The 13389-nt window shown below is 57.3% G+C and carries 6 protein-coding genes; 4 read left to right on the top strand and 2 right to left on the bottom strand.

Features of this window, described 5'->3' with window-relative positions:
• The first annotated feature begins 106 nt into the window (after positions 1–106).
• Positions 107–1184, top strand: a protein-coding gene (prfB, locus tag LJ738_RS05965) for a peptide chain release factor 2 (RefSeq protein ID WP_227785399.1) whose coding sequence is annotated in 2 segments (ribosomal slippage) — positions 107–166 and positions 168–1184 — 1077 coding nt in all. Because the reading frame shifts where the segments join, the coding sequence is not laid out codon by codon here.
• Positions 1185–1283: 99 nt separating this feature from the next.
• On the opposite strand, the gene LJ738_RS05960 is transcribed toward prfB, so the two are convergent.
• The gene (locus LJ738_RS05960; RefSeq protein ID WP_227785398.1) at positions 1284–2993 is read right to left on the bottom strand and encodes a SusD/RagB family nutrient-binding outer membrane lipoprotein; all 1710 of its coding nucleotides are present in this window, start codon (positions 2991–2993) and stop codon (positions 1284–1286) included.
• Positions 2994–3005: 12 nt separating this feature from the next.
• Positions 3006–6215 carry a SusC/RagA family TonB-linked outer membrane protein gene (locus tag LJ738_RS05955; RefSeq protein WP_227785397.1) on the bottom strand — a complete coding sequence of 1070 codons (3210 nt, stop codon included), beginning with the start codon at positions 6213–6215 and terminating at the stop codon, positions 3006–3008.
• Positions 6216–7346: 1131 nt separating this feature from the next.
• Here LJ738_RS05955 and LJ738_RS05950 point away from each other — a divergent pair.
• From LJ738_RS05950 to LJ738_RS05940, 3 genes are read left to right on the top strand one after another with little or no spacing between them, the layout of a single operon-like run.
• Positions 7347–10592, top strand: a complete 3246-nt coding sequence (locus LJ738_RS05950; protein WP_227785396.1) for a SusC/RagA family TonB-linked outer membrane protein — start codon at positions 7347–7349, stop codon at positions 10590–10592.
• Between the two features lie 22 nt (positions 10593–10614).
• Positions 10615–12417, top strand: a complete 1803-nt coding sequence (locus LJ738_RS05945; RefSeq protein WP_227785395.1) for a SusD/RagB family nutrient-binding outer membrane lipoprotein — start codon at positions 10615–10617, stop codon at positions 12415–12417.
• Positions 12418–12459: 42 nt separating this feature from the next.
• Complete coding sequence (locus tag LJ738_RS05940) at positions 12460–13104, top strand: hypothetical protein (protein WP_227785394.1); 645 nt, start codon at positions 12460–12462, stop codon at positions 13102–13104.
• The last annotated feature ends 285 nt before the right edge of the window (positions 13105–13389 follow it).

Below are 13389 nucleotides of genomic sequence, written 5' to 3'. Positions count from 1 at the left end.
AGCTTCTCCGCTTTAGAATTCGGTACTTTCGTGCTCCGATAATCCCATCGGGCGCGGCCGGGCCGCCACCTGCGGCCGGAGCCGCTCCATCACTTTTCTCCCACCCATGACCCAAGACCAGATTAAGGACTTGAAGGGCCGCGCTGAGGCCCTGAGGAGGTATCTTTGACTACGATACCCGCAAAACACAAATAGCTACGGCCGAGGCGCAAACCGTGGCCCCGGGCTTCTGGGATGACTCCAAAGCCGCCGAGGCCACCCTGCGCGAAATCAAGGCCATCAAGACCTGGACCGACGAGTACGACGCCGTCCAGCAAGCCCTGGCCGACACCGAGGTGCTGTTCGACTTCTACAAAGAAGGCGATGTGACCGAGGCGGAGATGCAGGCCGACTACGACGCCACTACTAAGAAAGTGGAAGAGCTGGAGTTTAAACGCATGCTTTCTGATGAGGAAGACCAGCTCTCGGCCATCATCGACATCAACCCCGGCGCCGGCGGCACCGAAAGCCAGGATTGGGCTGAAATGCTCATGCGCATGTACATCATGTGGGCCGAAAGGCACGGCTTCGGCGTGAAGCAAATCAGCTACCAGCCCGGCGAAGGCGCGGGCATCAAGTCGGCGTCGTTGGAAATCGACGGGGATTTTGCCTACGGCTACCTCAAAAGCGAAATCGGCGTACACCGGCTGGTTCGCATGTCGCCGTTCGATAGCAGCGGCCGGCGCCACACGTCGTTCGCGTCGGTATTTGCCTACCCGGTGATTGATGACACCATCAACATCGAAATCAACCCCGCCGACATCTCCTGGGACACGTTCCGGGCCGGCGGCGCGGGCGGCCAGAACGTGAACAAAGTGGAAACGGCCGTGCGCCTCACCCACGCTCCTTCCGGCATCATCATCGCGGTGCAGATTGAGCGCAGCCAGCTCATGAACAAGGAGCACGCCCTGCGCATGCTCAAGTCGCGCCTCTACCAGATTGAGATGGACAAGCGCCACGCCGAGCGCGACAAAGTGGAGGCCACCAAGAAGCGCATCGACTTTGGCTCCCAGATTCGCAACTACGTGCTGCACCCTTACAAGCTCATCAAGGACTTGCGCACCGGCATAGAGCGTACCGACGTGCAGAACGTGCTGGACGGCGACCTCGACGAGTTCATCAAAGCCTTTTTGATGCAGAGCTAGCCGTTGAGCTAAAGCTAGCCGCTGGCTATTGATTCTACTGCAAATAAAAAGGGCTGCCCATTGGGCAGCCCTTTTTTGTTACACTCTTTTGGGTTGGAACTAGTCCAGAACGTCCCAGAAGATTTTCGTGTACTGGTCTACGCCCTTGGGCAGGTTGCCCGAGTTGGTAGCCAGTTCGGCCAGTGGGTACAGCAAGCGGGTGGGCAGCTTGTCGGCACGGGGCGAAGCAGACTGACTCGATGCTGGGATTTTGGGCAAGCCCGTACGACGGTAGTCATCCCATGCTTCGGTGCTCGCAACCGTATTCAGCGCAAAGTACTTCTGGTAAAGAATCTTTTCCTGCTTGCTTACCGTGCGGGGAGCGACGGCAGGCAGCGTGTTGGAAAGCGCGTTCGTGCGGTCCGTCATCAAAGGCACCGTGGTGGTCGGCGCATCGTAGTCTACCAAGCCATTGGCCACGTTAGCGGCAATGTAGGCAGTGTACTGTGCAATGCCGGCAGTGGAAGTGGTAGCCGAGGCCAACGTTTGAGTGGCACCCGTAGCCGGGCGGTAGAAGTACATGAACGAAGCTTTGATACCGTCCAAGAAGTCCTGCTTGGCGTTGGCATCGTTTACCAACCCGAGGTCAGCGCGTGCTTCAACTTCGGCTTTCGAGAACAAGTGCTCGGCCAGCAGCATCAACGGAGTCGGGGCGTTGGGGCCTTTCAGCAAGCCACCACCCGTGAGGAAACGCGAACCAACAACCGGGGGGTTGAAGCTAGGCGAAATCGACTCGCCGGGAACGGCACCAATCCACTCGGGAGTTGGAGGAACGGGCTGAGTTGCACTAACGGCCGGGCCACGGGCTCCGATGAGGTAAAGCTGCGAAATGCGCGGGTCGTTGTTGTAACGGTACTGGTTCAGCACGAACTGGGTTGGAATCTGGTAGTTCCGCTCCGTGGCGTTGGTACCAGCAGCCGTGAAGCCATAGCGGGTATAGAACGGGTTCTGCTGGCTCGAGCTCTGGGCATAACCAGGGTTAGCCACTACGTCGCGGTCGATAAAGCCATCTGCTTTAACCGAAGCTGAAGCGAAAAGCTTGGGCAATTCACCTTTTGCATAGGCAGCGGTAGCGCCATCAACCTGGCGGAGCAGCACACGCAGCTTGAGGCTGTTGGCAAACTGCTTCCAGCGGGTCATGTTGCCAGCAAAAACGATGTCCTCAGGTCCAACCGTACGCGTAGCGGGGTTGGCAGCAGCAGTGTTGATGTCGGCAATAGCGCCGTCCAGCTGCACGAGGAAGTCCTTATAGATATCAGCAGCCGGGTCGTACTTGGGGGTCAGGTTAGCAGAGCCCTGCAGCGCGCCGAAGTAAGGAATATCGCCGTACTCGTCTACCAGCAGCTGAAAGTTGTACACTTTCATGATGCGGGCAATGGCTGCGTGGTTGGGGTAGCCCTGCGCCTTACCATTCCGCTCAATGATGTTGTAGTCATTGAGGTTATCGTACACCTGGCCAAACAGGGAAGCGTAGTAGGAGGTGGAGTAGTTGTAGGTGAGTTCTTCACCATAACCGCTCACTACCCCGGTCTTGCCCCAGTAGTTGGCTGCCCAGCTAGCGTAGCTGTTGAAGTTCGTGCCACCGGCCACGCCAGGACCACCGGAGTAGTTGGCAGCGGTGATGGTCATCGCCTGGGCCATGATGGCATCAGGAGTAATAGCAGCTTCGGTAAGTTCGTTGGGGTTGGTGTTGATGTCCAAAGCATCCTTGCAACTAGTGGCGGCTAGTGCAAATACCGCCACAGCAAGCATCTTAAATGATATCTTCATATAGAAAGGAGATTAGAAAGTTGCGGAAAGGGTAGCACCGTAGAACTTGGTCGGAGGCGTCTGCAGGTTGGTGTTGATACCAATAGCGTTCGAATTCGAGAAGCTAAATTCTGGGTCGGTGTAGATGTTCTCTTTGGGCACCCACGTGAAGATGTTCCGGCCATAAACGTTTACAGAAACGCCTTTCACGAAAGCAACTTTGGTGAGCATCGAAGTGGGCAGAGCGTAGCTCAACGACACCTCTCTGATTTTGAAGAACTTGCCCGAAGTAACATAGTTCTCAGCTACCGTGCGGTTCCAGGTAGAGTTCTGAGCCCAGAACTCGGCACCACCACCGGTGAGGCCCGAAGTGTTGGGAACGTAGGTTACGCCATCGGGGCCCAGAATGGCCGAGTTTGGATACACGAAGTCTTTCCGGCCATACTGTACGCTGCGTGCACCGCTGCCCGTGAAGTCAAGGTCTTCGCCGATAGAGTTGTACACTACGTAGCCGGTGCGGAGTTCGCCCTGGCCAGCGAGGGTCAGGCCTTTGTAAGAAACGCTGGCGTTCATGCCGTACTTGTACTTAGGCTGGGTGTTGCCGAAGCTTTGGTTGTCAGCAGCTTTCAGAGGGAAGTAGCGAACTTCGTTGGTGTAGGGGTCCTTTGTCTGGCCCATTTTCACCAAGCCGTCGGCGGTGCGCTGGTAGTGCGAGCCCTGCAGCACTGGGAAAGGCTGGCCGGGGATAGCGTAGAGCTGGGCGTTGCCACCCGTCGAAAGAGCCAACTGGGTCAAGCCGTTGGACAGCGAAATAACCTTGTTCTCGTTGTAGTTGAAGTTACCACCAACGGTTACGGTCAGGCCACCTTCCTGACGGATAGGCGTGATGTTCAAGTCGGCTTCGATACCGTTGTTTTCCACAGTACCGGCGTTGAGCAGCAACGAGGTATAACCCGTGGTACCCGAAATGCTGGTAGGCAGGGTCTGATTAACGCTTCGCTGGTTGTAGTAGGTCACGGCACCAGCGATGCGGCGCTTCAGGAAGCTAAGCTCGAGGCCGGTTTCGATAGAGCGGGTTTCCTCTGGGAGAAGGCCCGACTGAATCAAACGGTTGCCAGCGGTGAACGAAGAGGCTGGGCCGAAGGGGTAACCAGCGCCTAGGCCGAAGACTGGCTGCAACTGGTAAGCACCGCGCTCAGCGTAAACGCCTGGGCCCTGCTGGCCGAGGAGGTTTACCTGGCTTACTTTGGTGATACCACCGCGAATCTTACCGTAGTCGAGGAAAGAAAGGTCTTTCAGCGTCGGGATGGCGTTGGTGAAGATAAGCGAAGCATCTACGCCGGGGTAGAAGAAGTTACGATTGCCGGGGTCCAGGATGGAAACACCGTCGTAACGGCCCGAGCCGTGCAGGTAGAAGAAGTCTTTGTAGCCCAAGGTCACGTCAGCGTAGTAAGCAATTACACGCGAACGGGCGCTCTTGTCGGCACCGCCTAGGTTGCCAACGCGGTTGCCCAGGTTGAACAAGTCGGGAACGGACAAGGCGGTCGAGTTAACAAAGTTGTAGCGGCTGTCGAACTGCTGGAAGTTGTTACCGAGGATGGCCTGTACCGAAATGTCGCCAAAGGTTTTGTCCATGCTCAGGAACACGTCCGAGTTGAGCAGGGTGCTGCTGCTGCTCAGGTCTTCTACGAAGCCCGGAGTGCCGGTGCCGTTCTTGTTGGTATTGCCTGCCCGTACGTAAGCATTGTATACAAACTTGTTCTGGGTAGCCAGGCTGTTCTGGTTGATGTTGGTCGTGCCCAGGCGGCCCTGAATACGCAACCAGTCAAAGATTTTGTACGACAGGTCCAGGTTGCCCAGGATGGTGTTTTGCTTGGACTTCGTACGGTTGTTATCGAGAACCCAGTAAGGGTTGAAGTAGAAGGCGTTGTAGTAACCGTTCGGGTTAGCAAACTCGTCCGACTGCCAGTTTTTGTACGAAGTGAGGGGAGCCATCACGCTCGTGTTGAACCAGTTCCAGTACACCGACTGGTCACGCGAGGCGTTCGACGTAGCATCAATTGCCTGCTGCGAATACGAAATGTTCAGGCCCACCGTGAGGCGGTTGATTTCCTGCGAAGCATTGAAGCGGAAGGTGTTGCGGTCGAACTTGTCCTTGGGGACAATGCCGTTGTTGTGCACGTTCTGGTAAGAAGCGTAGAACTTGCTCTTCTCGCCACCAGCCGAGAACGTGATGCCGTTCTGCATCTGGTAGCCGTTGTTGAAGAAGTTGCGCTTCTCGTTAGGACGGGCTTCGTAGCTCAGCATCTGGATGTGGCCATTGGCCAGCTCCTCGCCGAAAGGACGCATCGAACCGTCGAAGCGAGGACCGAACTGCTGGTTCTCAAAGCTGTTGTAAGCCGTATTCTCGTTGGAGTCAACGCTGTTGTCGGGGGTGAACTTATCGAGCGAATTGGTCCAGGAGTTAGCACCGGGGCCAAATTCGGACTGCAGCTTGGGCAGGAACGATACCGATTCGAATTGCGAAGTCTGCGACAGCGTCACTTTAGGCTCGCCACCACCTCTCTTGGTGGTCACAATCATAGCACCGTTCGAAGCCTGCGAACCGTACAGAGCGGCTGCGTTGGCACCTTTCAGTACGGAGATAGAAGCAATGTCGTCGGGGTTAAGGGCGGTCAGCACTTCGTTCGGCGAGATAACGCCGTCCACTACGATGAGGGCTTCGTTGTTGCCGAGCAGCGAGCGGCTACCACGCAGGGTAACACGCACCTGGGGGTTGATGCCAGCACCAATCGTCTGGATTTGCAAGCCCGAAACCTTACCGGCGAGGCCGTTGGTCACGTTGGTTACACGCGCCTGGTTAATTTCCTTGGTGTCGAGCGTAGCCGTGGCATAACCCACACTCTGCGACTGACGCTGGATGCCCAGAGCACCGGTTACCACTACTTCGCCGAGCTCCTTCGCGTCGGTAGCGAGGGCAACGTTGTAGGTGTTATCAGCACCAATGGGCTGCTCCACCGTGGTGTAGCCAATTGAGCTGAAAGTAAGCGTAGTAGCCGTAGCGGGTACGCTCAGGGTAAAACTACCGTCTGCATTCGTTGATGCTCCCACCGTCGTCCCTTTTACCAGGACAGTCGCTCCGGGCAGTCCCTGGCCGGAAGACCGGTCAGTTACTCGCCCGGAGAGCGAGCGGTTTTGAGCATAGACCTGCTGCAACAGGCCGGTCATCAGAAGCATGACCATACATAAGAGTTTTTTCATTTGAGTGGTTGGTTGGTGAGTGAAAAGGTGAAAAAAACAAGGGTTAAAGGTGGGAGAAAAGGCAATTATACAGGAAAATCAGCTTCCGTACTGTCTAGAAGCGGCTAAAGCAGAGGGTTATGCTGCTTTGTATGCTCCAAAGACGCATAGGAACAATTGAATTAGTAGCATTTGTAACCACCCGCCGAAACCAACACGCCCAGGACAATAGCAGCTTATTGACTTTGAAAAAGGCTGTTTGCACTACAGTTCTTTGCTCGTTTCTGCTGACTGGGTGGGTGAATTAAGACCGGCTGCCCTCTTGATTTGCTGTGGTAGCTGTTGTGCTGACTCTCTGGAGTTGACCTGCTAAGCCCGAAGTGGACCTGACGCGGTAAAAAACACAAGAGACACAACGTAACCAAGCATAATGCCCACTTCATCGGCTTAATTCTTTGGCAAGGTATTACAAGTTTTCGTTACCTGAAGGTTAACTCAATGAAAATTTAGTGAGGCAGCGCTTATCGAGGGCCAAAATCCTGGTTTTAGGGCCTGTATCGTACTTAGCTGTCGCTAGTATGAGGATGCAGTCCATGACCGACAATGCATAAAATGGCGCCAATAAATCACAACTGCTAGTCCCCGATAAGAATTGAAATGGAGGGGATTGGTACTTCCCAGCCTTACTCTCCAGAAAATATACAAATTTATTTTGTAAAAAACACAATCAATAAGCTGGAAAGCCCTTAACTTTCAATAAGGGTTGTACTTCGAAAGGCAATAGCAAGAAACAAGGTGTATTATTCGACAATCGAAGGTAGGTTTTTATTAATAAAATCAAACAATACACTATCGCAAACAACCAATAAACGGGATACAATCATTTTATAATACAATATTTTACAACACCTCATACAAGTAGCAGTAAGGCGCATTTATGCTAACTGAAATCAATTGGCATCTTAGCATTATTTCAACCATGTAGGCACAAAGTGGAGCACCCTGAGGCTCACATAAGTAAAACCCAATGCCGCCTACTTTTTTAGGCAAAAACACTACTTTCAACTTTTAGAATATAGCTTCTCGCCTTCTTCTACCCTTTCCCTTCCCTGAATCACCCTCTTTGATAATTCAATGAAGAGACTATTACTATTATCCCTGCTCTTACTGCTGACCCTGGCCGGGCGGAGCTGGGCCCAGAGCCGGCCGGTGTCGGGACGCGTACTTGATAAAAGCACCAACGAGGGCCTGCCCGGGGTGAGCGTTATCGTGAAAGGCACCACCGTGGGCACGGCGACGGACACGGAGGGACGGTACGCATTGAACGTGGCTGGGCCAGAGGCCACGCTGCAGTTCAAGTACCTGGGCTACGTCACGGTTGAGCAAGCCATTGGGAACTCCGCGACCGTGGACGTGGCCATGGCCGTGGACACTAAGCAGTTGGATGAAGTGGTGGTGACGTCCCTCGGTATTCAGCGGGAGAAGCGGGCGTTGGGCTATGCGGTATCGGAAGTAAAGGCCGAGCAGGTGGTGCAGCGCTCCGAGCCCGACATTCTGCGCACGCTAACGGGCAAGGTGCCGGGCGTGAACATCACCAGCTCAAGCGGGGTACCGGGGGCGTCGTCGCGCATCACCATCCGGGGCAATACTTCGCTGCTCGGCAACAACCAGCCGCTGTTTATCGTGGATGGCGTGCCCTACGACAACTCCCAGACTGAATCGGAAAACCAGCTGGTGCGGGGCGCCGGCTACTCCAGCCGCACGGCAGACATTGACCCCAATAACATTGCGTCCATCAACGTGCTGAAAGGCGCGGCGGCGGCGGCGCTGTATGGCTCGCGGGCGGCCGGGGGCGTCATCGTCATCACCACAAAAACTGGGGGCGGGCAGCGCGGCGCCAAAGGCGTGCAGTTGGGCTACACCACGGGCTACTCCATCGAAAAACTCGCGGGCCTGCCCGACTACCAGAATACCTATGGCACCGGCGCCAACTTCGGCAGCGGCGGCAACAACTACTCCACCAACGGCTCGTGGGGCCCGGCCTTCGGCAGCGACATCGCGCCCACTTCCCTCCCCCACCCCCAGGCCGGAAACGCCAACCTGGGCATTCCACTTGATGCCACCATTCCGTACCAGGCGTACCCGAACAATGTGAAGGACTATTTCGAGACGGGGCACTTGTTCGAAAACTCGGTGTCGCTGACCGGCACCGGCGACAACGCCACGTTCTCGACCATCCTGTCGCGGGCCGACCAGGTGGGCACCATCCCGAACTCCAAGTTTATTCGCAACAACGTGAGCGCCGGCGGCTCGGGGCACTTCAATAAGTTCAGCATCAACGGCACGGTGGGCTACACCAATACCGAACAGCAGGGCCCGCAGCTGGGGGCCAACAACGCGTTTGGCAGCGCCTCGGCGTTTGCGCGCACGCTGTTCATTCCGCGCAACCTCGACCTGCAGGGCCTGCCGTACATCGACCCGGTTACGCACCAGCAGTACTTTGGCTGGCTTTCGGGCCAGGCCGACAACCCGCGCTGGAGCACTGAGAACAACCAGTACACCTCACGGGTAGACCGCATCACGGCCAGCGCCAGCCTCAGCTACGCTTTTAAGGAATGGCTGACGTTGAGCTACACCGGGGGTATCAATACCTATACCGACAACCGCCGCACCACCGTGCGCCCCGGCTCCAACGGCTACGGCGGCGTGGGCAACGTGCTCGAAGACAACATCCAGAACACCGAGCTGGAGCAAACTGTCCTGCTCACCGTTAATAAGAACCTGACCGAAGACATCAGCCTGCGGGCGTCGGTGGGCCAAAACATTAACCAGCGCAAGCAGGACTTCCTGGCATATTCCGGCCGCGGAATCATCGTGTTCGGCATCGACAACATCGAAAACACCACCGACAAGAATACCAACGGCTACGACTTCTCCAAGCGCCGCCTCATGGGCGTGCTCGGCGATGTGACGTTGGGCTACAAGGATTGGGCCTTTCTCACGGCCACGGCCCGCAACGACTGGTCGTCGACGCTGAACAAGGGCGGGCAGCTGGGCAACAGCGGCCGCTCGTTCTTTTACCCCAGCATCAGCGGCTCGGTGGTGGTGAATGAGGCGCTTGGGCTGGAAATTCCGTGGCTCTCGTTGGCGAAGGTGCGGGCCGCCTACGCCCGGGTAGGCCGCGACGCGCCCCCGTACACGGCCGGCCCCACGCGCTTTACCATCAATCCTTCGTTTGGCAACGCCGGCCAGGGCATCGGCACGGAGTTCCCTTTTAATGGCATCACGGGCCTGGGCCTGGGCGGCGCCATCGGCAATCCGGCCCTGACCCCAGAATTCACCAACGAGTTGGAATTGGGCACCGACTTGTCGTTTTACAAGAACCGCATCACGCTGGGAGCCTCGTACTACGACCGGCGCTCGACCAATCAGATTGCGCCCGTTGATTTGCCGGTGGCCTCGGGCTTTGGCGCGCTTTTCACCAATTTCGGCGAGATTTCCAACAAAGGGTTTGAAGTGGCTTTCACCGCCATCCCGCTGCAAACCAAGGGCTTTGCGTGGAGCAGCACGTTCAACTTCACGCGCAACAAAAACAAGGTCGAAAGCCTGACGGCCGGCCTGCCTCAGCTCACGTTTGGCACCGGCTTCGCGGGCGGTATTCAGGCCATTCTCAAGCCGGGCGAAGACTACGGCGTGTTTTATGGCTCGGCCGCAGCGCGCGACGAACACGGCGACTACCTCATCAACCCGGCTACCGGGTACATGATTCAGGACCCCAACCCCAAGATTATTGGCAACCCCAACCCCCAGTTTCTGATGGGGTTCATCAACCAGTTTACCTACAAGGGCATCACGATGAACGTGCTGGTAGACTACCGCAAGGGCGGCGACCTGTACTCGACCACCCTGGCTTCGTACCTGGGCCGCGGCGTAACCAAGGACACCGAAGACCGCAACAAGCTGGTCATTATTAAAGGAGTGAAGGGCGACCCCACCACGCACCTGCCGCTGCGCAATGCCGATGGCTCCACCATTCCCAACAACACTGCCATTTCGGTCAACGACTACTACTTCAGCTCCGGCGCGGCCGGCCTGGGCGCTTTCGATGAGAAAAACGTGTACGACGCCACCACGGTGCGCCTGCGCGAGGTGTCGGTGGGCTACGACCTGCCCAAGTCCTTGCTGGCAAAAACGCCCTTTGGCGTGATGAACGTCTCGGTCTCGGGCCGCAACCTGTACTGGTACTCGCCCAACATTCCGAAGTACACCCACTTTGACCCCGAAACCAGTACGTTCGGAGCCAGCAACCAGCAGGGCTTTGAGTACACGAATGCGCCGAACACCCGTCGCTACGGTGTGAACCTGCGGGTGAATTTTTAATCAGCCTTCGCTCCTCCTCACCATGAAATTTCGCACTATTTCCACCGCACTGGCCCTCACTGGCCTGCTCATGGGAACCCCGGGGTGCAAGGACTTTTACGACGTCAACGTCGACCCCATTCACCCATCGAAAGCCGAGCTGCAGCAGCTCCTTCCCGTAACCCAAACGGCTACCTCCACTTACCTGGGCTTCAACATTGCGGGCCTGGGCCAGCCCACTTCCGCCCTCATGCAGCAGCTTTCCAACGGCCGCAGCATCGGCAATTTCCAGCAGACCGGCGACTCCTTCAGCGGCCCCTGGAACGGGCTGTACTCCGACATGCTAGCCAACAACGAGCTGCTTATCACGCAGGGCACCTCCGAGCAGCGCTGGGGCTACGTGGGCATTGCCCAACTGCAAAAGGCCTACGTCTTCAGTCAATTGGTCGACATGTTCGGCGACGTGCCGTACTCGGAAGCGCTGAAAGGCGCTCAGAACACGTCACCGCGCTTCGATAAAGACGCCGACATCTACAACGGCAATCCGGGCCTGGGCATTCAGGGCCTGTTCGCGCTGATTGACGAGGGCCTGGGCAACCTGGCCAAGCCTGGCGCGGGCGTCACAGGTACTTCGGACTTGATTTATGGCGGCGACCTCACCAAGTGGGCCCGCTTTGGCCGCACCCTCAAGCTGAAGCTGCTGGTGCAGATTCGCAAAACCCGCTCCGATGCCGCCTTTCAGCAGCAGGTGGCCGCCTTGCTGACCGGAACCGATGGCCTGCTGGAGGCAACCGATGATTTTGAGTTCAAGTACGGCTCGTCTGAGTCGCCGGCCAACCGCAACGTTGGGTATCTGGCCGACTACGTGAACGCGGGCCGCGAAAACAACATCGGCCGCTTCCTCTACCTGCTGATGAAGTACGGCGACGGCACCAACCCTAGCCCAACCTCGGCGGTGCGCCCCATCCCCAACCCCGCGCTGGGCTACGCCGACCCCCGCGTGCCGTATTACTTCTTCAACCAGCTGGCCACCCGCAGCAGCCCCGACCGCACCACCTACGACTACCAGGACCCCAACGACGGCCGCTTCGTAACTACGCGCCCTGGCAGCACGGGCCCGGCCAACGCCAGCGCCCTGTCGTCGAGCACCCGCACGCTGCCCGGCCTCTACCCTGTGGGCGGCCGCTACGACGATGGCCGGGGCGGCAATGCCAACACCACCTTTGGCCGGGGCGTGGTAGCCCAACGCCTGCTGCCTTACTTCAGCCGCAAGTTTCTGGAAGCCGAAGCCCAACTCGTCATCCTGAACAACCGAGCTGCCGCGCGCACGGCATTGCAAGCGGCCCTGCAGGCTTCCTTCGATAAGGTGAATGCCATTGCCCTGGCCGAAGGCACCTCGCCCAGCCCCACTTCTACGTCCGGCGCCCCCTACCCCACTGCCATTCCCAGCGGCTCGCGGGCTTTGGGCCCCATTCCGGCGGCTGAAATCACAACCTATATAAACGGAGCACTGGCCCGCTTCGATGGTACCGCCACCGGCCCTGCCAAGACGCCGCTGCAGGTCATCATGGAAGAGAAGTACGTGGCCAGCTTCGGCATGGGCCCCGACATCTACACTGACTGGCGCCGCACGGGCTACCCCATTCTCACAGTGCCCGACAACAACAACATTGGCGGCAACGTGGGGCTGGTGGAAGACAACGACCCCATTACCACGGGCGCGGGCTTGTTTCCACGGCGCCTGTACTACTCCCAGCAGGACATCACGGCCAATGCCAACCCCTCGGCTCCCAAGGCCCAGGTGGACCCAGCCAGCCCAACCTACCGCATTTTCTGGGACCGGTAACCGTCTAGCTCTTCCTTTTATATAGTCTCGCCTACCTATCCCATGAAAAAGCTCATCCTTGGCTTCCTGCTCGTTTCGACGCTGGGCTCCCTCAGCTCCTGCAAGGAAAGCAGCAAGATTCCAGCTCCCTCGGTTACCAGCGTGCCGCTGATTTTCCCCAAGGTCAGCGCCGACGTGGAGAAAAGCTACTTCAACACCACCCGGGCCGCCGCCAGCATCGCCAACCTGGCCCGCCTGCCCGACCCCACGCGCCCGGTATTCGAATTCAGCTTCGACATCCAGGACCAGCGCGACGTGAAAATCCAAGCCGTGGAGGTGTACAAAAGCTTTCAACGCGGTATCAACATCGGGCCGCGCGTGCTGCAGGGCACTTATAGCTCGTTTCCGGCCAAAGTTTCTATTAACAGCCAGGAGGCGCTCACGGGCCTCCAGCGCCTCTTTTTCGCAACGGGCGAAGCATTGCCCAGCCTGCGCAACCTGTTAGGCGCCACGCCCACCAGCCCCAACGAAGTACTCACCGGTGACCTCATCGTCTTCACCTTCGAATACGTGCTAGAGGATGGCTCCCGGGTGATTCTCACCCCCCTGTCCGACGTGAAGCTGACGGGCGGCGCTACTGCTAAGGTGATTTCCGGCACCCAGATTAATCCGCCCTACGCGCTCTACGCGAAATTCACTGTGCTTTAATCGACTCAGCCTAGCCAAATCAGCATCTGGAAAGCGCAGCCATAGTATTACAGGGTAGACGGCTGTATAAGATTATGCGGATATGGGGGTAAGCGTTGGGCTAACTGCTAGCCAAACAGCTCAACTTTTCGACGACAAGACGGCCACTTCTTTCCCGCTTCCACTGCTACGGATTTAGCCTCAACATTAGCATGATTGCGTGGAACACAGTCTAAAAACGCCCCCTTAGTAAGGTACAAAAAAGCCCCAATCGCTACGGTTGGGGCTTTTTTTCAATGGTTTACT

Origin of the sequence: Hymenobacter plasmatis (assembly GCF_020711255.1) — a bacterium.
Classification (GTDB): Bacteria; Bacteroidota; Bacteroidia; order Cytophagales; family Hymenobacteraceae; genus Hymenobacter.
Note: the sequence above shows the minus strand (reverse complement) of the source record. Positions and strands in the feature narration are given on the sequence as shown.

What these genes read in the sequence shown, in the direction of transcription:
- LJ738_RS05960 (WP_227785398.1), bottom strand. Translation starts at nt 2,993, where the DNA reads ATGAAGATATCATTTAAGATGCTTGCTGTGGCGGTATTTGCACTAGCC.
- LJ738_RS05955 (WP_227785397.1), bottom strand. Translation starts at nt 6,215, where the DNA reads ATGGTCATGCTTCTGATGACCGGCCTGTTGCAGCAGGTCTATGCTCAA.
- LJ738_RS05950 (WP_227785396.1), top strand. Translation starts at nt 7,347, where the DNA reads ATGAAGAGACTATTACTATTATCCCTGCTCTTACTGCTGACCCTGGCC.
- LJ738_RS05945 (WP_227785395.1), top strand. Translation starts at nt 10,615, where the DNA reads ATGAAATTTCGCACTATTTCCACCGCACTGGCCCTCACTGGCCTGCTC.
- LJ738_RS05940 (WP_227785394.1), top strand. Translation starts at nt 12,460, where the DNA reads ATGAAAAAGCTCATCCTTGGCTTCCTGCTCGTTTCGACGCTGGGCTCC.